Annotated in this window: 20 protein-coding genes and 1 tRNA gene; 9 read left to right on the top strand and 12 right to left on the bottom strand. The window is 42.6% G+C overall.

Features of this window, described 5'->3' with window-relative positions; genetic code table 11:
- Position 1 precedes the first annotated feature (1 nt).
- Both AAFF35_RS23255 and AAFF35_RS23250 read right to left on the bottom strand, forming a co-directional pair.
- Positions 2 to 1,273: a DUF5103 domain-containing protein gene (locus AAFF35_RS23255; protein ID WP_342328959.1), complete on the bottom strand. Its 1,272-nt coding sequence runs from the start codon at positions 1,271 to 1,273 to the stop codon at positions 2 to 4.
- Complete coding sequence (locus AAFF35_RS23250; protein ID WP_342328958.1) at positions 1,273 to 3,189, bottom strand: ABC-F family ATP-binding cassette domain-containing protein; 1,917 nt, start codon at positions 3,187 to 3,189, stop codon at positions 1,273 to 1,275. Before AAFF35_RS23250 ends, AAFF35_RS23255 begins: the two co-directional genes overlap by 1 nt.
- Before the next feature lie 241 nt (positions 3,190 to 3,430).
- Between AAFF35_RS23250 and AAFF35_RS23245 the strand changes: the two genes are divergently transcribed.
- Entirely contained in the window at positions 3,431 to 4,459 is a 1,029-nt protein-coding gene (locus AAFF35_RS23245; RefSeq protein ID WP_342328957.1) for a quinone-dependent dihydroorotate dehydrogenase, read from the top strand.
- Between the two features lie 101 nt (positions 4,460 to 4,560).
- Here AAFF35_RS23245 and AAFF35_RS23240 read toward each other — a convergent pair whose 3' ends face one another.
- The 3 genes from AAFF35_RS23240 to AAFF35_RS23230 form a co-directional block, all read right to left on the bottom strand.
- The gene (locus AAFF35_RS23240; protein ID WP_069377966.1) at positions 4,561 to 4,737 is read right to left on the bottom strand and encodes a spore protein; all 177 of its coding nucleotides are present in this window, start codon (positions 4,735 to 4,737) and stop codon (positions 4,561 to 4,563) included.
- Positions 4,738 to 4,775: 38 nt separating this feature from the next.
- Positions 4,776 to 4,846, bottom strand: a tRNA-Cys gene (locus tag AAFF35_RS23235).
- 48 nt (positions 4,847 to 4,894) lie between these two features.
- Entirely contained in the window at positions 4,895 to 5,644 is a 750-nt protein-coding gene (locus tag AAFF35_RS23230; RefSeq protein WP_342328956.1) for an RNA methyltransferase, read from the bottom strand.
- On the opposite strand from AAFF35_RS23230, the gene AAFF35_RS23225 reads away from it, so the two are divergent.
- Positions 5,635 to 8,052, top strand: a complete 2,418-nt coding sequence (locus AAFF35_RS23225) for a BamA/TamA family outer membrane protein (protein ID WP_342328955.1) — start codon at positions 5,635 to 5,637, stop codon at positions 8,050 to 8,052. The genes AAFF35_RS23230 and AAFF35_RS23225 overlap by 10 nt on opposite strands.
- On the opposite strand, the gene AAFF35_RS23220 is transcribed toward AAFF35_RS23225, so the two are convergent.
- Positions 8,049 to 8,579 (bottom strand): hypothetical protein, encoded by a 531-nt coding sequence (locus tag AAFF35_RS23220; RefSeq protein ID WP_124584534.1) that lies wholly within the window; start codon positions 8,577 to 8,579, stop codon positions 8,049 to 8,051. The two genes, AAFF35_RS23225 and AAFF35_RS23220, sit on opposite strands and share 4 nt — an antisense overlap.
- Positions 8,580 to 8,659: 80 nt before the next feature.
- Positions 8,660 to 9,136, bottom strand: coding sequence for a TspO/MBR family protein (locus tag AAFF35_RS23215; protein WP_342328954.1), 477 nt, complete (start codon positions 9,134 to 9,136; stop codon positions 8,660 to 8,662).
- A 148-nt stretch (positions 9,137 to 9,284) separates the two neighbouring features.
- Here AAFF35_RS23215 and AAFF35_RS23210 point away from each other — a divergent pair, with 148 nt between their 5' ends.
- The 3 genes from AAFF35_RS23210 to AAFF35_RS23200 are packed head-to-tail and all read left to right on the top strand — an operon-like array spanning position 9,285 to position 12,495.
- Positions 9,285 to 9,965, top strand: a complete 681-nt coding sequence (locus tag AAFF35_RS23210; RefSeq protein WP_342328953.1) for an HAD hydrolase-like protein — start codon at positions 9,285 to 9,287, stop codon at positions 9,963 to 9,965.
- 7 nt (positions 9,966 to 9,972) lie between these two features.
- A complete protein-coding gene (locus AAFF35_RS23205; RefSeq protein ID WP_342328952.1) occupies positions 9,973 to 11,310 on the top strand; it encodes a DUF5690 family protein in 1,338 nt (445 codons plus the stop codon).
- A gap of 21 nt (positions 11,311 to 11,331) precedes the next feature.
- Positions 11,332 to 12,495 (top strand): TIGR03364 family FAD-dependent oxidoreductase, encoded by a 1,164-nt coding sequence (locus AAFF35_RS23200; protein WP_342328951.1) that lies wholly within the window; start codon positions 11,332 to 11,334, stop codon positions 12,493 to 12,495.
- Here AAFF35_RS23200 and AAFF35_RS23195 read toward each other — a convergent pair whose 3' ends face one another.
- Positions 12,496 to 12,918: an SRPBCC domain-containing protein gene (locus tag AAFF35_RS23195; protein WP_342328950.1), complete on the bottom strand. Its 423-nt coding sequence runs from the start codon at positions 12,916 to 12,918 to the stop codon at positions 12,496 to 12,498.
- Between the two features lie 404 nt (positions 12,919 to 13,322).
- On the opposite strand from AAFF35_RS23195, the gene AAFF35_RS23190 reads away from it, so the two are divergent.
- The 3 genes from AAFF35_RS23190 to AAFF35_RS23180 all read left to right on the top strand — a co-directional run bounded on the left by AAFF35_RS23190 (position 13,323) and on the right by AAFF35_RS23180 (position 16,508).
- On the top strand, positions 13,323 to 14,573 hold the full coding sequence (locus AAFF35_RS23190; protein ID WP_342328949.1) for a PepSY-associated TM helix domain-containing protein: 1,251 nt from the start codon (positions 13,323 to 13,325) through the stop codon (positions 14,571 to 14,573).
- Positions 14,574 to 14,588: 15 nt separating this feature from the next.
- Complete coding sequence (locus tag AAFF35_RS23185; RefSeq protein WP_342328948.1) at positions 14,589 to 15,296, top strand: DUF4198 domain-containing protein; 708 nt, start codon at positions 14,589 to 14,591, stop codon at positions 15,294 to 15,296.
- 138 nt (positions 15,297 to 15,434) lie between these two features.
- A complete protein-coding gene (locus AAFF35_RS23180; protein ID WP_342328946.1) occupies positions 15,435 to 16,508 on the top strand; it encodes an META domain-containing protein in 1,074 nt (357 codons plus the stop codon).
- Positions 16,509 to 16,584: 76 nt separating this feature from the next.
- Here AAFF35_RS23180 and AAFF35_RS23175 read toward each other — a convergent pair whose 3' ends face one another.
- From AAFF35_RS23175 to AAFF35_RS23165, 3 genes are all read right to left on the bottom strand, one after another.
- Positions 16,585 to 17,538, bottom strand: coding sequence for a nitrilase family protein (locus AAFF35_RS23175; RefSeq protein WP_342328945.1), 954 nt, complete (start codon positions 17,536 to 17,538; stop codon positions 16,585 to 16,587).
- Between the two features lie 120 nt (positions 17,539 to 17,658).
- Positions 17,659 to 18,447, bottom strand: a complete 789-nt coding sequence (locus AAFF35_RS23170) for a helix-turn-helix transcriptional regulator (protein ID WP_342328944.1) — start codon at positions 18,445 to 18,447, stop codon at positions 17,659 to 17,661.
- Between the two features lie 11 nt (positions 18,448 to 18,458).
- Positions 18,459 to 19,439: a helix-turn-helix domain-containing protein gene (locus tag AAFF35_RS23165; RefSeq protein WP_342328943.1), complete on the bottom strand. Its 981-nt coding sequence runs from the start codon at positions 19,437 to 19,439 to the stop codon at positions 18,459 to 18,461.
- A 128-nt stretch (positions 19,440 to 19,567) separates the two neighbouring features.
- Between AAFF35_RS23165 and AAFF35_RS23160 the strand changes: the two genes are divergently transcribed.
- Positions 19,568 to 19,987: a VOC family protein gene (locus AAFF35_RS23160; RefSeq protein ID WP_342328941.1), complete on the top strand. Its 420-nt coding sequence runs from the start codon at positions 19,568 to 19,570 to the stop codon at positions 19,985 to 19,987.
- A gap of 73 nt (positions 19,988 to 20,060) precedes the next feature.
- On the opposite strand, the gene AAFF35_RS23155 is transcribed toward AAFF35_RS23160, so the two are convergent.
- Positions 20,061 to 21,689 carry a dihydroxyacetone kinase subunit DhaK gene (locus AAFF35_RS23155; RefSeq protein ID WP_342328940.1) on the bottom strand — a complete coding sequence of 543 codons (1,629 nt, stop codon included), beginning with the start codon at positions 21,687 to 21,689 and terminating at the stop codon, positions 20,061 to 20,063.
- Positions 21,690 to 21,742 lie beyond the last annotated feature (53 nt).

Raw genomic sequence — 21,742 nt, 5'->3', positions numbered from 1 at the left:
TTTATCGTTTTGTGGTATTCACATTCGAAAAACCGATGAGTTCCTCCCAACGGGAACCTGGTCTGCGGTAATAAACGAACACCTGATAAGTGTTTTCTGTCTCAAAGAAAGAACCTTCAAAAACAGACTGGTCTGTCTTTCCGCTTTGTTTATCCAGCCATACATATTTATAATCGTATAAGCCTTGCTTTAACTTGATGTTCTTGTAAAAACGACGACGGCCAGGTTCATAACTCAGCTTGCTGGCCTCGTTTAGCACGTAATTGTTAAAACGGCCAACTACATAAGCCTCTCCTCCGCTATTTGGAGGCGTAGCATTTAAGCTAAACTGAACGTTCGCATAGTCGCTATCCGTATTTGGATCCCGACCTTCAGTGTTCCTGATAAAGAAATTGCCGTTCTCATCAAACCTGTTGGTGAATTTTGCAGCATTGCCGTTGATATCGGTAAATAAGGTGACGTTGATGGCAGTATCTTCCCTGACGATTTCGTTTACGTTCTCTGCCTTATAGCGAAAGCTACGGGTATCAAATTTCCGGAATTCGTTTCCTCCTGAAAAATCATTGCTGTTCAGGTCGTTATAAACGAGCGCACCAGGTCTGATAAAGGTGGGATTGGTATTTAAAATGGCGGTTTGAGGAATGCCATTCTGCATCACCACTGCTTTTAAATCAAGAGATGGATTCTGGATTGGTGTGGTATGGGAAATCGTAAAATCAATTTTCTGATTGCTTTGACGTTGGGAAACCTGCTGACTTGCCGTAATGTTAATTCCAACGGTAACCTGGTTGTTGACCACATAAAAGCGCTGGGAAAGCACGGCCTGCTGAGGATTGCCTTCCTCATATACTTTCAATAAGTAATTGCCGGAGATCTTTGGTTTAATCTGAGAGTTGGGCAGGACCAGGGAGTAATTGGTGTACTTCTGCAAAGTGCTGAAAGAATATTTGTACTCCGTAATCCGGTCTTCAGAAAGGCCTTCCAGATAATCCAGCGGCGACAGACGGGAAGGTTTCCAGTCTGAGGTACATTGCTCTATCGTATAGGAATAGATCCTCGCGCCTCCATTCAGATTGTCAAAAGAGAAATAAAGCTGTTCATTGGAATTCAGGGCAATGACCGGCAATGATTGCTCTTTCTTGGTGTTATAACATTGTACCGTCCGTATTTCGGGCAGGTACACTTTATTATCGTATACAAATTGCCGGTCCTGAGCCACAGCAATCTGTATACTTAATAACAGCAGGAAAAAGAATCCGCCTGATTTTATCATTATCCTTCCATTTCCATAATGTCTGATGCCAGCTCTTCCCATTTGTTCTGGGCATTATCCAGCTGGTGCTTGGCACTGATATAGTTTTTGTTGGCTTCTGCTAACTTAGCGGTATTTGAATATACGGCCTCATCTGCAATTTCTGCCTCGATGCTTTTTACATTCTGCTCAAAATCAGCAATCTCTGCTTCAATCTTTTTCAATTGCTCATTCAGCTTTTTTAATTGCTGCTGATTGCTCGGTGCTGGTTTTTCTGTAACTACTGCTTTTGGTTTAACCTCTTTATCAGGTCTTACCGGAACACTGGAAGGTGCAGCAGGTGCTCTTTTGCTGTTCCATTCTTCATATTCTGCATAGGTACCCGGATATTCTTTGATGTCTTTATCTTCGATGAACCAGATCTTATTGGCCACATTATCCAGGAAATACCTATCGTGGGATACCGCGATGAACGTTCCTTCATACTGTGTCAATGCCTGAATCAGAATGTTGACCGATTGGATGTCCAGGTGATTCGTAGGCTCATCCAGAATCAGGAAGTTCGAATCTGTAGTCAATGATTTTGCCAGTGCTACCCTTGATTTCTCTCCTCCGGACAGGACGCGGATCTTTTTGAAAACATCGTCGCCGGTGAAAAGGAAACAACCCAGGATGCCACGCAATTCCGTATCGGTATGCTTAGGCGCAAATGCCTGAAGCTCTTCTAAAATCGTGTTGTCCAGGTGTAAGGACTCCAGCTGATGCTGCGCAAAGAAGGTGGTGGTTACATTATGACCGGTTTCACATTTACCGTCAAAGGCTTCCGCACCTGCGATGATCCGCAACAGTGTCGATTTACCTTTACCATTGGCACCGATGAGCGCGATTTTATCTCCTTTTTCAATTAAACCTTCGGCGTTTTCAAGGATATCTACATTCGGATAGCTTTTATAAGCTTCCTCTACGCGGATCACGTGACGGCCGGATGGTTTAGAGAATTTGAACTGGAAGTTTACCGTTGGATTGTCGTCATCAACATCTTCCACACGCTCCATTTTATCCAGGGCTTTCATCCTTGATTGTGCCATTTTCGCTTTTGAAGCTTTGGCACGGAAACGTTCGATCAACCGTTCTTCCTGTTTGATCTTTGCCTGCTGGTTTTTGAATTCTCCCTTTTGGATCTCTCCGCGAAGGGATTTCTCTTCCAGATAGAAGGTGTAATTTCCTGCATAAGGTGTTAGTTTTCCTTTGCGGGATTCTACAATACGGTTGACCACTTTGTCTAAGAAATACCTATCGTGAGAAACAATCACAATCGCACCTTCAAAGCTCAATAAATAAGTTTCCAGCCATTTGATGGAGGGTAAATCCATGTGGTTGGTAGGCTCATCGAGTAAAAGGATATCCGGCGTTTGCAAAAGAATCTTTGCAAGCATCACCCTCATCCTCCATCCTCCGGAGAAAGTATTCAATGGCCTGTGCTGATCTGCGGTACTGAAACCAAGACCTGCAAGGATCTCATTCGCTCTGTATTCTATGCTGTATCCATCCAGGGCTTCAAACTCCTGTTGTTTATCGCTTAGTTTGTTTAAAACTTCTTCAGAATAATCTGTTTCAATCTTTTTTAAGAGTTCTTCAATTTCATCATGAAGTTGATTTTGGCGCTCAAAGGCCTCCATCGCTACGTGTAAAATGCTATGGTGGGAGTCGTAAGAAAGTAAATCCTGATTCAGGTAGCCTATTTTCAGGTCTTTCGACATGGAAATACTGCCTGAAGAGGGGCCATACTCTCCAACTATTATTTTTAGAAGTGTTGATTTACCGGTTCCGTTGGCTCCGATTAATCCAATTCTTTCGCCTGGTTTAATGTGCCAGTTTGCCTCGTCGTATAAAGCTCTGGAGCCTATCAGGAATGTTAAGTCGTTTATTGAAATCATTTGGCTGCAAAAATACAATTTTGTTTGCTTTTCACTGGTATATTATTCGCTATGCTTTTGTAATTTATTTTCCTTGTTTTATGGCGTTTAAATACCTGTTTTCTGCATGTTTATGCGTTTATCCGGGGAAGGGCCTGAGTTCCCCGCTTCAATGCGGGGGAATTTTATACGCAGTCTTGATGTTTTGTTAACATTACTGCGTATTTTTGCGTTTTGTCTAACCCCTTTCTATATTCGTTAAATGTATCGTCTAATTAAACCTCTTTTTTTTCAGTTTGATCCAGAAAAGGTCCACCATTTTGTGGTGAAACAACTGAATTGGTTCCACAATCATTTCCCATTCGGTAAAACAATTTTACGCAGCAGCTTTGATGTGAACATTAAAGGGCTGGAACGTGAAGTCTTTGGGATTAAATTCAGAAACCCGGTCGGACTTGCTGCGGGTTTTGATAAAAACGGAGAATATATAGAGGCTCTGAGCAATCTGGGCTTCGGATTTATAGAGGTAGGCACGGTTACGCCACTGCCTCAGCCAGGAAATGATCTGCCCCGCATGTTCCGTCTTCCGGAGGATGAAGCACTCATCAATAGAATGGGCTTCAATAACAAAGGAGTAGACACCCTGGCGGAGCGTTTAAGGCTCCTGAAGGATAAAGATAAAACCATTGTGATCGGTGGAAACATCGGAAAGAATAAAAATACACCCAATGAAGAAGCGGTAAATGACTACATCAAGTGTTTTGACCGTCTGTTCGATGTGGTGGATTACTTTGTGGTCAATGTGAGCTCGCCGAATACCCCCGGATTAAGGGAGTTGCAGGAAAAGGAACCGCTGATGCATTTGCTGAATACTTTGCAGCAAAGAAATCAGACGCATGAGGTTTGCAGGCCAATCCTGTTGAAGATTGCTCCTGACCTGACCAATGAGCAACTGGACGATATCGTAGAGATTGTAATGAAGACCGGTATCGCTGGTGTGATTGCAACGAATACGACAATTGACAGATCTGCATTACGTACAACGGATAAGGTGCTCAGTGAAGCCGGAGGACTAAGTGGTAAGCCGCTTACGGTCCGCTCTACAGAGGTGATCAGGTACCTGTCTGAGAAATCAAATAAAGCATTCCCGATTATCGGGGTAGGAGGGATTCACTCTGCGCAGGATGCGAAAGATAAACTGGATGCTGGTGCTTCCTTAGTGCAGCTGTATACCGGCTTCATTTATGAAGGACCGGGTGTAGTGAAAAAAATCTGTAAAGAACTCGTTTAAACGGGTTCTTTACTTTTAAAAATATACCTGGAAAAATAACCGGCATAAAAAAAGACCTTAGGATATCCTAAGGTCTTTTTCTTGTGTTTTAAAACAGAAACTTATGCTTTTGCAGTAAGTTTGTCAAGGACCGCATTGTTTTTAGCCAATTGGTCTTTAGTAGATTGTTTAGAACGGCTACCTAATTCGATGTTCGTAGCTAACTTTAAGTTTTTCACGTCTAATTTAGCGAAAGTCTTATTTCTTCTGTCTTTTCTTTTTAATCTCGTAACTGCCATGGTGTAAACCTTTAATTTTTTAATTTATTATAAATCTGAGGTCGAGAGCGGATTCGAACCGCTGTAGGAGGTTTTGCAGACCTCTGCCTAGCCACTCGGCCACTCGACCTGTTGAAATTCAGGATGCAAAAATAGTAATTATAACTTAGTATGCAATTTATTTTTGAAAATTTCTGCTAATATCTGCGCATAGTATTGCAGCACAAACAGCTACGTTTAAAGATTCTGCTCCTCCAATCCTTGGAATGGTGACCGGATTCGTGATGAGTTCGATGATTTCCGGGGAAATTCCCTGCCCTTCATTGCCCAAAATGACCAATCCTTCTGTTCCCCAATCCATATCGTACATACTTTTGCCATTAAATACTGCCCCGAAGACCGGAATCTTTGTGGCCGACAAAAGCGGAGCAAGGTCCTGATAAAAAATATTTACCCTGCTTAAAGAACCCATTGTTGCCTGTACCGTTTTTGGATTATAGACTTCTACGGTATGGTTGGAACAAATGATCTGTTTAAAGCCAAACCAATCCGCCGTACGGATAATGGTGCCCAGGTTTCCCGGATCCTGTATGTCGTCGAGTACCAGAGAAAAGGTATTTTGGAGTTGTTGAACATCCAGTACCGGATTTTTAGGAATATTGACCAGGGCAAGAATCCCCTGTGGAGTCTGTAACGTACTAATCTTATCCAGTTCAGCGTTGTTTACTTCAAATAACTTTATATTTGCCGGTAAAGCAGGGAGCAACGGCTGATATGGAGCCAGATAATAGATGCTATGAATCTGGTATGAAGATTGAATAAATTCTGCAATAGATTTTATACCTTCAATAATAAATATCCCATTTTCTTTACGGTACTTTTTTTGATGTAACGATTTAATAAAACTTATTTGAGATTTTGAAAGCATACTATATTTATAAAAAGAATGTTCAGTTTCGTGCAATATTACTACTTATTATTGTTTTTGCTGCAGGATGTTCCTCAACAAAATACATTGAAGACTATCAATCCGTCGTTAAAAAAGTAAAAATTGACAGCTTAAATAAGACTTTCGAAGAAGAAGCATACAACTATATTCAAAAAGACATCCGGCCTACTTCAACGATCGGCGTAAATGTTTTTCTGTATAATATATTCAACACCAAAAATGGCCGTTATAAGACAAGCAATATCAAAGCCATCGGAAGTCCGCCTCCGATTCTGGATAGTGCGCTGGTAGAGATCTCCCGCAACCAGATCGAAAAATACCTGGTTTCCAAAGGTTATTTCATGGCTAAAGTGAAATCAGATATTAAGGTGAAGAATCAGAAAGCAGAAGTGCTCTTTACCACGAAAACAGGCCCTGAGTTTTCCATTAGCGATATCAATTATGAGATTCCGGATTCTGTGATTAAAAGCCTGTATCTGTCGAAGAAGGACCTGTTTACACACATCAAAAAAGGAATGCGTTATGATGATGATTCCCTCGGCTATGAAAGAGATCAGATTTATCAATTGATGAAAGAGAATGGATATTATGATTTCGCAAAGCCTTATATCAAATATCTGGTCGACTCTAACAGCAATGCGAGCAAGGCAAAAGTAACCTTGCAGATCGATAATCCCCTGGATAAACCGCATCATGTGAAATACACAATTGGAGAAACGAATCTGCTGATTGCCCCGAATTCAGATGGATATCCGGATACGGTGGTCTTAAACAAGCGGATTTTTAATGGATTGAGGTATACGGATCTTTCCAAAAAATTCAGAAGAAATCCCGTAGTCAGGTATAACTTTTTGCGTCAGGGGGAACAATATGACATTCGGAATGAGACCACCACCTTCGACCGTTTATACGAATTGAATGTCTTCAAGAATGTAAAAATCGAGTATCAGAAAGCGAAAGATAGTTCCAATAAAGTGAATCCTTTTATTCAGTTGATTCCTCAGAAGATCATGAGCAACAGGGTAGAGGGGGAAGTGCCATTTAATGGCGGAACAGTAGGTTTCACCCTGAGTAATACGTACACCAATAACAATCTTTTCAGAGGAGCTGAAAAATTTGAATTTCAGGTAAAAGGAGGTTTACAGTCCAGAATCGGGCAAGGTGCCAGTCTCTTCGGTGATATTTATCAACGCGACTTTTCCGTTAGTGCGAGTTTATCTGTTCCCAGGCTGATGGCGCCATTCTTCTCTAAACTTGTGACCGGGAAGGGGGGAATGCCTCATACGATTTTTTCTACCAGTTACGTATATGCCTTACAGAAAGACCTTTTCGCCAGAAAGGTATATTTGGCCTCCCTGACTTATGAGTTTATTGAAACAAAGTCTAAGTTGCACTCGCTTACGCCTTTAAATTTTGAATATAGGTTTGGAGGACTGCTTTTTAATGCGCAGGATTCAACAGGAAATCCTAAGAATATTGGAGAGCTTTTAATCAATAATTATTATTCCCTAAAACTGTTGAGTAGAAAAGACATCACCCTGGGTATCAAATATACCTATTCCTTAAATGCAGATAAGTTGTTGAGTAATAATAGTTTTGTCTACTTCCGTGGAAATGTGGATCTGGCAGGAAATCTCTTGCAGGGGATTTCAAAACTTACCGGAAGTAAGAGTGATGCTAAGAATGGAAAACCTGCCGAAATTCTGGGACTTCCTTTTAACCAGTACATTCGTCCGGAGGTGGACATCCGATGGTATAAAGGTCTGGGTGGAGAACGTCAGTTGGTGACAAGGTTAAATGCCGGAATAGCTTATGCCTATGGAAACTCCACAGAAATCCCTTTTGAAAAATACTTCTTTGCGGGAGGCTCTTCAGGAGTAAGGGCCTGGCAGGCAAGAACACTCGGACCTGGTAATTATAACAGAGGAAACAGTCTCCCGGATAAGGATTTGCGCAAGGCATTTTATGGCATTGATCAGCTGGGAGAAATGCACCTGGAAGCCAATCTGGAATACCGGTATAAATTATTGGATAAGTTTTTTGGCGGAAAACTAAAAGGTGCGGTGTTTTTGGATTTTGGTAATGTGTGGAACATTTCGGACAGTACCACCAAATTTCAACCGGAAAGCCGCTTCCAACTTAAAAACCTGGGCAAACAGATTGCCATCGGTACGGGTATGGGCTTCCGCTATGATGTACAATACTTCGTGTTCCGTTTTGATGTCGGCCTTAAACTTAAAGATCCACAGTTTAGCGGATCAGACCAGTGGGTGATCAATAAGTTCTTTAGCGGAGCCAGTGCATTCAAGAAGGCGTATGAGCTCAAGAATGATCCGGACAAGTACCGCTTTATACAATATAATTTCGGGATAGGAATGCCTTTCTAGAACATCTTTTTCAGGCCGTCAAAGACCGTCTCAAAGAAGGTCGAGACATTGAGTCCGTTGCTATGGTTAAAGTAAAAGAAAACCAGCAACAGGATCACGGCAATGATGATGAACTTTCTGAAGGCAAAGGCCAGGAATACCAGAATAACAGGAAACAGGATCAGCCACATGCTATTGATGGTATAGGGATTTAGGGTTCCATCCTTTTTATAAACATACAAAAGCTTGCTGTGTGTGCCTTTATCATTCTGATGTTTCAGGTATACAAAAGCAGACCTTTCCAGTTGTAAAGGCAATACTGCAACGCCATCATTAAAGGTAATGGACTGCGTAAATCCACTCACCGTAAAGGTATAAACCCCATTAATTTTTTCTATCGGATGATCCAGGGAATCCGCTGCGATAATGGCCAGCTTGCTGTTTTTAAGCAAGCTTTCTTTAACAATAAAATTATTGATGTCTGCATTTTGTGCAAAAGCAGAAGCATAGGCCAGAAATAGAAAAAACAATAAGGATATACGTTTCATTAGGCTACAAGTCATTTATGATAAAAAAAATCTCCCAAATGTAGCAAAAGCGCTTAGGTTTTCAGGCCTTGCTCAATAAATTATCCATTCAGACTGAAAATGTTGTAAGTCAGCAGGGTTGCAAAACATACCCATAAAAAATAAGGGATAAAAAGCAGGCCTGCCGTCTTGTCTATTTTATAAAATACCCTGGCATTGATCACAATGGCGATCAGTAAAGCGAAGATTTCAAACAAAGCTGCGCCGATAGAATGGGCATAGAAAAACAGGAAAGACCACAAAATATTTAACACGATCTGGATAAAATACACCGCGATGGTTCTTGGAAAATGGGCTACCTGTTCCCTTTTTTGCCATACCAGGTAAGCGGAAAATCCCATCAGGATAAATAAAGAAGTCCATACCGGCGGGAAAAGCCAGTCGGGCGGATTAAAAGAAGGCTTAGCCAAAGTCGGATACCATGTTTTTACGGAGGTCAGGGTGAGTATGCTGCCCAGTGCGCCTGCAGCTAAAGGAATAGCCAGGTTAATAACAAAAGCAATTGGATTAAACTTCATTTGTATATTTCTGATAAGGTGAACAACGCAAAGCTAAGATTTTGATTCCATCCGGGCGATTTAAATAAACCTAACAATTCCTTAACTTAAACTTTGTTTAGTTTTAATAAACAAAGTTTAGTATTGCAGAACAAATAAATGTTCTAAGATGTCTATAAAATTAGTAGTGTTCGACATGGCCGGTACCACCGTAAAAGATAAAAATTACGTAGGTCTGGCTTTCAGGCAAGCGATGAAAGCGCATGGTTATGAAGTAAATATTGAAGTTATAAATCCAATGATGGGGTATGAGAAACCCATTGCTATAGAAATGATCCTTCAAAAGGAAGAAGCAGATCAAACCAAAATTACCCCTGCACTGATTGCGGATATTCATACTGATTTTGTGGCCTTCATGATTGATTTCTACCAGACCTCCGCAGATGTGGTTCCCCTTCCTAACGTAGAAAATACTTTTGTTCAATTGAAAAAAATGGGCATTAAAATAGGTTTGGATACTGGTTTTTCGAGAGATATCGCAGACATCATCATCTCCCGTCTGAAATGGGAAGATACCGTTGATTATATGGTCGCAAGTGACGAAGTGACCAATGGCAGGCCTTATCCGGATATGATCAAAAAGATCATGGCGGAGTTAAACATCACCGATCCAATGGAAGTGGCTAAGGTCGGAGATACGGAAGTGGATGTAAACGAAGGCTTAAATTCGGGTTGCAAATATACCATTGGCATTACCACAGGTGCATTTACCCATGAAGAATTGTTGCCATATCATCCCACACATATCATCGATGATATCGCTGAAGTGTTAGAAATCATTAGTCAATAATACCGGGATGAGCCTCTTACAGCAGTGCCGGAACAAGGTTGCCGGATGGCCGTATGGTCATATCTCTATATTGGCAGGCTTAGCAGCCTTTGGTTGTTATACGAGTATGTATGCTTTTCGTAAAGCATTTACGGCAGGCACCTTTGATGGACATGACTATCTGGGGATCGATTATAAAGTATGGCTGGTCATCGCCCAGGTATTGGGCTATACCTTCAGCAAGTTTTATGGCATTCGCTTTATCGCGGAATCTTCCGGAAAAAACAGAGGACGAAGTATCCTTAAGCTGATCGGAATCTCCTGGTTCGCCTTACTGGGTTTTGCACTTACACCAGCTCCCTGGAACATTGCTTTCCTGTTTATCAATGGGTTCCCCCTGGGAATGATCTGGGGACTGGTGTTTAGCTATCTGGAAGGAAGGCGCAATACGGAGTTCATGGGGGCCATCCTGTCCGTCAGCCTGATCTTTGCTTCGGGATTCATTAAAACGGTAGCAAGGACGATGATGGAGGTGCTACCCGTAAATGAGTATTGGATGCCTTTCTGTACAGGCCTGCTGTTTGTGATTCCATTATTGCTCTTTGTGGGCTTTCTGGAACTTATGCCCCCACCAACGAAAGAAGACCAGCTGTTGAGAACCAAAAGGGCACCAATGGATGCTGCACAGCGTAAAAAGTTTATCCTGAACTTCCTGCCGGGGATCATCCTCACGGTGATCATCTATGTGGTGCTGACCGTTATCCGCGACCTGAGGGATAATTTTGAAGTGGAGATCTGGCATGACCTTGGCGTAACGGATAACCATATCTATACCAAGATAGACGGTTTTATTGCGCTGGTGGTCTTGTTCTTAGTGAGCATGCTGATCCTGGTAAAGAACAACCTGAAGGCCTTTATTATCATTCATGGAATGATCATCGCCGGATGTGCCCTGACGGGAATCGGAACTTTACTCTTTGATGCACATTACATCAGTCCGGTAGTCTGGATGGTGATGGTGGGAATGGGCTTATATATGGCTTACATTCCTTACAATGCGATCTTCTTTGAGCGCATGATCGCTACTTTCCATTACAAAAGCAATATTGGTTTTGTAATGTATGTGGCAGATTCTATCGGATACCTCGGGAGTGTGAGTATTTTGTTGTTCAAAGATTTTGGGGATGCAGAAATCAGCTGGGGTCATTTTTTCCGGGAAAGTGCCGTAATTGCAGCAGTGGTAGGGGTAACCTGCAGCATGTTCTCCCTCCTGTATTTCCGCCAGAAAAGTTTAAAGAATAAGAAAAAAGAAAGTAATATTACCCTCTCCGGATTGAGCCTGGAGGTAAAAAGGGGAGCAGAATAGATCATCATTAAAATTTTAAAAATGAGTACAAAACATTATGACCTGATTGTTATTGGAGGTGGAATATTAGGCACCTTTCATGCTTACCATGCCTTAAAAAACGGAAAGAAGGTTTTGCAACTGGAAAAGGACAACTATCCGGTAGGCGCTACGGTAAGGAATTTTGGTCAGGTGATCCCTTCAGGGATGACCGGAGTCTGGTTTGATTATGGCGTCCGTGGTCTGGAGATCTATCAGGAGATCCAGCAGGAATTTGACATTTCTGTAAGAAAAAACGGAAGTGTATACATTGCCTCTGATTTGGAGGAACAAAACCTGCTTCATGAGCTGAAAGCACATTATGATACCTTAGGTTATACACAGCAATTGCTGGGAAAAGAACAAATTCTGACTAAATACCCTGCCATAAGAAGCAGTTACGCCAAAGAAGCTTTACTTTTTGATCAGGAGATCAGTGTAGACCCGACTGCGATGATTTATCGCCTGCAGGAGTTTATGCGCGGGAAATTTGAAGACTATACGCTGCTCTGCAATTCGCCGGTCGTAGATTGCATTGCCAATGGAAAAGGAGCAGAAGTTCGTTTAAGCAGAGGGGATATTTACAGCGCAGATAAAGCGATACTTTGCAATGGTTATGAATTTAAATTATTGTTTCCTGCTTTATTTGAAAAGAGCGGACAAGTGATCAGTAAGCTTCAGATGATGCGTACTGTTCCCATGCCGAAAGTGGAACTTGAAGGGAATATCCTGACCGGCTTGACCATCAGAAGGTATGAAAGTTTTGAGGAATATTGTCCTTCATTCAAGAATTTAAGCATTCCGGAACATTATCGGGAACTTAAAGAATGGGGAATTCACCTCCTGTTTAAAAAAGCGGAAGATGGCAGCTTTATCATCGGGGATTCTCATGAGTATGCCGATGTAAATCATTTCGATGAACTTGGTTTTAATGTAAAACAACACATCAACGAACTGATGCTCAAAGAAGGAGAACAGATTGTGAACTTCAACCTCCGTGATATGGCAACTACCTGGGCCGGATTTTATCCGCAGCACCCTACCGAACATGTCCTGGAATACGACATCGAAGATTGTATCCACATCCGGACCTGTATCGGTGGCAAAGGCATGACTGCCAGTGCCGGCTATACTGAAGCAAGTTTGAAAAAGATCCTGGGGATTTAATCAGTAGCGCTGCTGATAATTGATGCCCTTTCCGTCTTCACAATAGCGCTGAAGACTATAGAGGAAAAAGGCCCAGTTGTAATTGCAATGCCGGTAAAACTCGGTTACTTCCGCCCAGTCGGTCTGTTTCAGGGTCACATGGGTCTTTCCTCTCTTTTCTTCTAAATCAAAAGACACACTTGTTCCTATCCATTGGGGATCGGAATCTATACAGTACCACAACACCCGTTGGTTGGGAACAAGTGCTTTGATCTCAAAATGATCCGTTTCAGCACCAAAACTGAACTCATTGATAAAGCCGACTTCTGGTTTTACTTTCAATTCGCTGGTCCATACTGCGGCCAGCCCTTCCTGTGTAGTAAGCGCCTCATATACCTTTGCTATAGGAGCCTTTAATACATTGATATGTTCTATGTTCGCCATTTCTTTTTTTCTTAAAGGTAAGCGGAACAGGGCGAGCTGTAAAGGGTAAACCGGAATTGTTTAAGGGGCATTCAAGACAAAACATTTCATCAGTTATTTACAAAGGCAATATAAAAGTTGATGTTTATTTGTAACTATTCTAAATAAGCCTATATTTGCGAACACTAATCAATAAACTAATCATCACACGAGTGGTGCTAAATAAAAAAGCCGTACAGCGCTAACTGTACGGCGGATCACCTGATGGTGAAGAACTCTTAACCTTGAACAATTAAAAGTAATGCAATTTAGAAAAAATTTGTTGAGGGGCATGTCTTGTGCCCGGCTTTTTAAAAGTGATACCCGGGAAATCGTAACAATTCAGGTTAGACAATCGACCGATACACCTTTTAAGCCCTGGCCTCATGACGCCCAAAACCACGCCTCTTAAAAAGAAAAAACATCCACGCTCTTTGTTTTACCGGATCTCTGCCTGGCTTCACCTTTGGCTGGGACTGGTAACAGGAATCATCATGGTTATTGTTTGCATAACGGGTTGCCTTTATGTGTTCATAGATGAAATCAAGTCGGTTTTAAATCCGGAAACCAATATCTCCAGACAAGATAAACCTGTTTTAACGCCCTCACAGTTAGCTGATGTAGCAGCGAAAATTTATCCGGATAAGAAGGTCAGTTATGCCACTTACCAACAAGGTAAAGTGATTACCGTCGGACTGGGAGAAGGAAGACGGGGCAACATTACCCTAATGGTTAATCCTTATACAGGGGAACTCATTAAAAAAGAAATCAAGGAAAAAGGGGAGACCGACTTCTTTAGATTTGTGCTGAATGGACATCGGTTTTTATGGTTACCCTATAAGATCGGAAGACCTATCGTGAATTACAGTACCCTGATCTTTGTTATTACTTTAATTACAGGAATGGTCTTGTGGTGGCCAAAGAAATGGACCAAAAGCACGAGAGAACGGAGCTTCCAGATTAAATGGGGTGCTTCCTTTAAACGGGTAAACTATGATTTTCATAATGTGCTCGGATTTTACTCCCTGCTGGTGGTTCTCGCCATTTGCCTGACAGGAATGGTGTATGGGATTGAATGGTATAGTAAAGGTCTGTATTGGGTGACTTCGGCCGGGCAGAGCCTGCCCGACTATAAGGACCTGAAGTCTGATTCCCTGCAGGCCAATAAGTTCTATACTTCCCGTACGGCAATGGACCTGGCCTGGAAAAAGGTGATCACTAAAACCCCGGAAGCACAAGGGTTTTACTATGGTTATCCGGATACAACGGATGCAAAGTCGACGATTAACATTTATATCTATCCCACGGCCGGAAGGTATTATGACAACATGAGTTTTTCTTTTGACCGCCATACCTTAAAGGAGTTTCCTGCACATCCGGTTTATGATGTAAAGTTCTCAGAAGCCTCTTTTCCGGCGAAAATCCGAAAAATGAATTATGATATCCATGTAGGCTCAATATTGGGGCTGCCGGGTAAAATCCTTGCCTTTTTTGCGGCCTTGATTGGCGCTTCTTTACCCATTACCGGATTTATCATTTGGTGGGGTAAACGAAAAAAGAAACCGAAAAAGCCAGGTGTGGCAGCAGCTAAGCCTATCGCAAAAAAGAGTGCTGTACTCGAAGAAAGTATCACCTAATTACAAAATAAAAAAATGAACAAACTAAAAACACTCGCATTATCGCTGATCCTGATGTTCAGCGTAAATCAATTATTCGCACATGCCTTGTTTATTAAAACGGCGGCGAACGGTAAAAAAGGAACCGCTCAGGAAGTGAAAATTTTCTATGGTGAACCTGGAGAAAGCCAACCTGAGAAATTGGGCGACTGGTGGTCGGATACCAAAGAATTTAGCCTTTGGCTGATCAACCCTCAGGGAGAAAAAGAACAACTGAAAGTGACGCCAAAAGAAGATCATTTTGTAGCCAGCTTTACGCCGGCAGCAGATGGTGTGTATACCTTAAGCATCAGCCATACCGTAAAACAGCTGGCTGGTAAAAAACAATATCAATTTAATGCAGCTGCGTTGGTGAGTGTGGGTAAAGCAAACGTAGGTAATACTGCCCTGGCAAGTAAAGCGGATTTAGGAGTGTTTGTGGATGCATTGGCCAGTCTGAAGACAGGAAAAGCAATCGCTTTAAGCAGCCATTTTAAAGCGCAGCCTGCAGCGGATGTAGAAGTGTCGGTATTCGCTCCGAAAGGATGGACGAAACAGCTGAAAACTGGTGCTGATGGAAAAACTACTTTTACACCGGAATGGCCAGGTACCTATCTCCTGGAAGCGGGTCATCATGAAAAAGTAGCAGGACAGGCATTTGAAAGTATTGAACGCGTAGCGACCCTGAATATCGCGGTAAACTAACTGAACTTTGGCGCTGATGAAAACGGCAGTCACCGGTGGTGGCTGCCGTTTTTGTTTTCAATTTGGTGTGAGAATTGCAAGGATATTAGCGTCCGGTGAAATGGACAAAGGTTAAAACACAATATAAATACACACACAATGTTAAAAAGTATCATTACAAAAAGGGGAATTTTGTCCTTATTAATCGTTCTCGGAAGTATTTCCAGCACAATGGCTGCTGAAGTTATCAGACTGATGGTAAAGGAAGATAGGGCTTCCTGCACGGGAGTTGCTCCAATGAATTGTCTGCAGGTAAAATATAAGAATAGTAAAAACTGGGAGTTGTTTTATAGCGAAATCCAAGGTTTCAAACATCAGGAAGGTTACCGTTATACGCTTTCTGTAATTCGTACTAAAAGAAAGAATGTACCTGCCGATGCTTCTATTTATACCTACAAATTAAAAAAGGTGATCAAAAAGCAGAAAATAGCTGTTAATCCTGCTGGAAAAGATCCGCTTGTGGCAGTAGCAAATCAAAAATGGACTTTGGTGAATATGAATGGAAAAGCGGTAGAAGGGGGTAGAATTCACCTGAGCTTAGATCCTAAAGGAAATAAGTTTTCCGGTTCAGGAGGATGTAACGGCATCTTTGGTGGTTTCAGTTATGACCAGAAAAGTAAGCTGATTACGATGGGAAATGTAGCTTCGACATTAATGGCTTGTCCGGATGAAAAAGTGAACAAACTGGAGCATGAATTTACAGCAACATTAAACACTAAAACTTTCAGAGTAGCTAGTAACGGCAATACCATGATTTTCTATAAAGGCGGGGTAAAAGCTTTAGAATTCAGTAACGGAAAAGGGGAGACAAATAACGGTTCCAATGACATCTGGAAATTTATTGGAAGCAATAAATGGAGATTGATTCAAATGAATGGAGAGACGCAGACGGAATCACCGGTAACCATCAATTTCAACCTTGAGGATAAACGTTTCAATGGGAACTCTGGTTGCAACAATTACGTTGGTACTTACGAAGCTGGAAGCAAGACCATTGCTTTCGGTCCGGCAGCAAGTACCCGTCGTGCCTGCTTAGATCAAAAACTAAGTGCTTTAGAAAATAAGTTCCTGAGCATATTGGGGACTAAAGATTTCAGCTTCGATGTGGCTGATCAGACTTTAAACCTTTATCAGAACAATCACCTGGTATTGATGTTCGGACTGACCAAATAAGCAATTTTGTGATAAAATATACGTAAAAAGGGGCAGGATTTATTCTGCCCCTTTTTGTTTACGGATCAAAGCGGGATCAGGCTTTGGTCATCCAGGTCACTTGCTGGTTCGACTCATGTTCCTGCCCGATGATGTCCCGGTATAAGTCGGGCCTGCGGGCATTTTTATAACGGGATCCACCGGCTTTCTCCAGTTTATCCGGCGTAATTGAGGCGATTGCAATGTCGTTGCCCAGCTCACGGCATTCTGCAATTACATCACCGTAAGGATCAATAATCATGGCACAGCCGTTCTTAAGCTGATCATCGTCCATTCCTATCGGGTTGGAGAAGATGGCGTAAATTGCATTGTCGTAAGCCCTTGCAGGAAGCCATTTCATTAGCCATGCCCTGCCTTTCAGGCCATCAAATTCTGCACGGACTGAAGTGGGATCGTTTGCCCTGTTTTCCCATAATTCAGGTGCGACAAAACCTGCACCCGGACGGGTAGAAGGTGTACACATGGTGACATGAGGCATGAAAATGACCTGCGCACCCATTAAGGTCGTTGCCCTGACATTTTCAATAATGTTGTTGTCATAACAGATCAGTATACTACATTTCCATCCGAAAAGATCAAAGATGACATATTCATTTCCAGGCTTCAGGTGCGGGTTAATAAAGGGATGCAGTTTTCTGTATTTGGCGATGAGTCCATTCTGGTCCACCGCTACATAAGCCTTAAAAAGATCATCATTGCTGTCCTTTTCAAATAATCCTGCCAACACTACAATTTGATGTTCAGCAGCAATTTCTTTTAATTTCTGAATAGAGGGGCCATTGGGGATATATTCTGCCTGTTCCAGCATTTGTGCTTTGCTGAGGTTTCTGGCGAAGGTATATCCGGTAATGCTGCACTCATGAAAAGAGATGACATCCGCTCCGGAGGCTGCTGCACGGGCAGAGAGTTCATTGATGCGTTCCAGGTTATATGCTTTATCGCCGCTGCGGTTTTCAAATTGTGCGGTTGCAATTTTCAGTGTTTTCATCATTTTTATTTTTGTTTTATGCTACCTGTTGTGAGAGCAGCAAAAGATATGAAGACAAACGTATTGGAAAATAAGCAAGGAAAATTGTACAAAGCCGACAAAGGGGCAGAGCTTTGCAAAAGCTTATAAAAGCGGAGGGAGCTGGACGAGATTGACCGCCAGGCGGTTTGTTTTAAAAATATACTGACCAGGGCTCAGGCCTACACTTTTCCGGAACTCCCGGATGAGGTGCGCCTGGTCATAATAGCCACTTTCATAGCCGATTTCTGTCAGGCTTTTTTCCGGGGATTTCGTTCGGAACAGCTTTAAAAAGAACTGTAACCGGATGATATTGGAGAAATTTTTAGGAGAAATTCCGATGTTCTCTTTGAATTTTCTTTCCAGCTGCCTTTCACTGACCTGGAGTCTGTTATTCAGTTCATGGATTGGGGTTAAGCCGTGATGGGTATAAATCAGTTCCAGACTTTGGCGGATCACAGGATCTGCGTCCAGGCAGGTGCTTAATTTTTTGGTCAGAAAGTTTTCCAGGATTTCAATCCGCTTCGAATTATCGGCTGCATTCAGAACCTGATCTTCTAAAACGGAGGCTTCAGCGCCCCAGAAATCGGATAAAGTGCAGATTTCGTCGCTAAGCTCATTGGCGGGAATTCCCAGCAGCAGGTGGCTTCCATGAGGCTGAAAGACGACCACCAGCATTCCGATTTTACCCCCCGATTGCATGCGCCTGAATTTGCTCACCTGCCCGTAGATAAAGCTCCCGGGATGCTGAACAAAGGGATCTCCATAATGAAAAACCATTCCCGAATTGCCATCTGGAAAAAAATGATGCTCCATCAGCTCCCGATGATCACTTTCGATAATGAGAAAATGTTTGATCATATTGGAAAGATGAGGGGAGGGGAAGATCTGCATAGGAGCTGTTGTTAAGCCGTTACCGCTTGTTTGTTATACTTGTTCCTGTACTCTATCGGGGTTAATCCGGTAATCTTTTTAAATACATCCCGGAAGGCTTTTGTGTCTGTATATCCGACATCGAACATCACTTCGGTAATGTTCTTTCTGCTGCTTTCAAAGCTTCTTTTTGCCGCTTCAATTTTCACCCTCTGGATGTATTCCACTACGGTATTGTTGGTGGCTTTGCTGAATCTACGTTCAAAGCTTCTTCTGCCCAGAGCAGACATACCGGCCAGCTGGTCTACCGTAATTTTATCCTGATAATTACTTTCTATAAATTCCTGAACCTTTTTAATCTCGATGTCTTCATGGTCTTTCTGACCCTGGAACATCATAAATGCAGCCTGACTTTCCCTGTCAATATCAATGGCGAAAAACTTGGAAGCCAGAATTGCAGTATCGCGGTCGGTATATTTCTCTACCAGATAGAGCAGTAAATTCCAATAGGAATTGGCGCCGCCACTGGAGTAGATTCGTTGTTCTTCGGTAATGATGCTGCCATCAACGAGGGTGACATCAGGAAACATTTCCCGGAACTCCGTTGCATGAAGCCAATGGGTAGAGCACTGCTTCCCTTTCAGCAAACCTGTGGAAGCGAGCAGGAAAGCACCAATACACAGGGAAGCGACTTCAGCTCCTTTATGATAATGGTCAGTGATCCATGGCAGGAAGTCTTTGTTTAGTTCCAGAGCCGTTTTCATATGTCCACTCAAGGCAGGGATAAAGATCAGGTCCGTTTTTTTTACTTCCGCAATTAATTTATCCGCATGGACAGAAAATAGGCTGTTGTTCAATCTGGTTTCTTTTGATAAGCCCACCAGCTGTACCTGAAATAAGGCAGGTTTTCCCGAAGATTCCAGAAACTCATTCACCATTCTGAAGAGATAGCCGGGATCAGCAATAGATTCGATAACCGCTGTTTCAGGAACCAGGATTGAAATATGTTTCATCTTCGCATTCGATTTGATACCAAATATATTGTGTTTTATTGTCGTAAACAACCCCTTTAATTGTCGCTTTTACACAAGACTTTTTTTTAAGCTTCCTGTTATGTTTGAACCGGTAATTTATTTTAATCATGATGACATCTATCAACTCCTACCTCACTTTTGCCGGCAACTGCAGGGAGGCGATGACTTTCTACCAGTCCTGTCTCGGGGGAGAACTGAGCTTTCAAACCATTGGCGCATCACCGTTATCGGAAAAAATGCCGGAAAAGATGAAAGGGTATATTTTACATGCGACACTGACCAATGGACTGATCAGGATTATGGCTTCGGATATGGTCGGTAGCGAAGGACTGCTGAAGGGGAATGCCGTTTCCCTGATGCTCAATTGCAGTACGGAAGCCGAAGTTCGCAGCTGTTACGAACGTCTGGCAGCAGGGGGGACAGCAACCCATCCTTTGGAAAATAGTTTCTGGGGAGCTTTGTTTGGCGACCTGAAGGATAAATATGGAAACAACTGGTTGTTACATTTCGATAAAAACCAACAATAGCGGGCTTAAAGACCTTTTTTCCTTTTAACCAATAAGGCTTCATCATGATGAGGTAGAGGTTCAGGGTAAGGCACTACTTTCCTGAGGCCATCTTTTCAAAAATCCTGGCGATAACTTCGGCTCCGGGATCCGGGACATTTCTCAATACTTCTTCAGAAAGATAAGAGGAACGGCCGAATTTGGTATTGATGATGGTCTTGGTGTGTTCTGCTCCTTTACGTGCATGTTGGGCAACAAGGTTGATCGTTTCTCCGTTTGCAAGCGATTCAAAAGCAGGTTGTAAGGCGTCTATCATGGTCCGGTCGCCGGTTTGTGCCCCACCATAGTCTTTTACTTTTTGTAATCCTTCCAATAGTGATTTTCCCAGTTCAGGAGATTTGGTGTAAGCAGTTCCTGCAGCTGTAAATAAGATAGACAATAAGACTCCGCTGGAGCCACCGGCTTCTCGTGCCAGAATCCGGCCAATGCTGAGCAGTAATTTCCCGGTATCCTTCAAAGGAAGGCGGTCTATGACTGTTAGTAGTCTTCTTCCAGTCAGGGCAAAGGTCGATCCTGCATCGCCATCTCCAACTTTAGCATCCAGTCCGTTGATTTCCTTTTCGATGGATACGAGTAGTTGCGCCACATCGTTGATCAATTGATAGACCTGATCATTGGAGGATGCTTCGTAAGGAATGGTTTCCGGAAGTTTTGGGCTGATGATTTCGGCAGGTTTTTTAAAGGCTTGTACTTGCCATGCGATAGGCTCCGCCTCAGCAAGTAAGGCTTTTTCTATTTCCGGACTCAGTAATAAGACAGATACAGAGAAACCACTCATATTGATCGAAGACATCAGGGCTGCGGGGCCAATCATGTAATCTATTTTTGCGGCTAATTTTGTTTTGCGGAAGGAGTTGACCAGTAAGCTCATTTCAATAGGGCTTACACTTCCCATATTGTTAAAGATCATGGCATAACGGCCATTTTCATTGGAAAGATTTGCTTCGAGTTTTTCTATAGCCAGGGCCATCAGTTGATCTGCTTTGGCATAAGGGATCACTTCAATCCCTGGTTCGCCATGGATTCCCAATCCAAGTTCTACCTGCTCATCATTTAAGCGGGAGGTGGTTTCCTGTCCTAAGTGTTGGCATTCTGTTAATGAAAGGCCGATTGAGGCGGTCTGGTCAATCACCTGTTGTGCAATGGCGGCGATTTCTTCCAGTGATTTTCCTTCTTCAGCAAGCTGTCCGGCAATCTTATGCACGAACAGTGTTCCTGCCAGGCCTCTTTTTTTTACTTCTTTACCTAAGGCAATATCGTCATCTACAGTAACGGTTTTAACTTCATATCCCAGAGCGCGGGCCTGTTCTGCTGCCAGACCGAAATTCAGGCGGTCGCCGGTATAGTTTTTTATAATTAACAAACAGCCTTTCGGTCCGGTCGCTGCAAGGATCGCCGACAATACCGCATCTACTGTTGGGGAAGCAAAGATATCTCCGCATACGGCTGCGGTCAACATTCCTTTTCCTACAAAGCCTGCATGTGCAGGTTCGTGCCCTGAGCCACCACCAGAGATGATGGCCACTTTTGATTTATCCCAGTCTTTGCGGATGACTACCCTTACTTCAGGGAAGGAGTCAAGTCTGGCTAATTTAGGATTGGTTAATAATCCTTCTATCGCTTCGTTTACAATCTGATCAGTTTCATTAATGAAGAATTTCATGCTTTATTTTTTTCTCAAGATAGCAATTCAAGAGGTGATTCTGATGAAGACTA

Source organism: Pedobacter sp. FW305-3-2-15-E-R2A2, assembly GCF_038446955.1.
Classification (GTDB): domain Bacteria; phylum Bacteroidota; class Bacteroidia; order Sphingobacteriales; family Sphingobacteriaceae; genus Pedobacter.
This window is presented reverse-complemented; position numbering and strand designations above follow the sequence as displayed.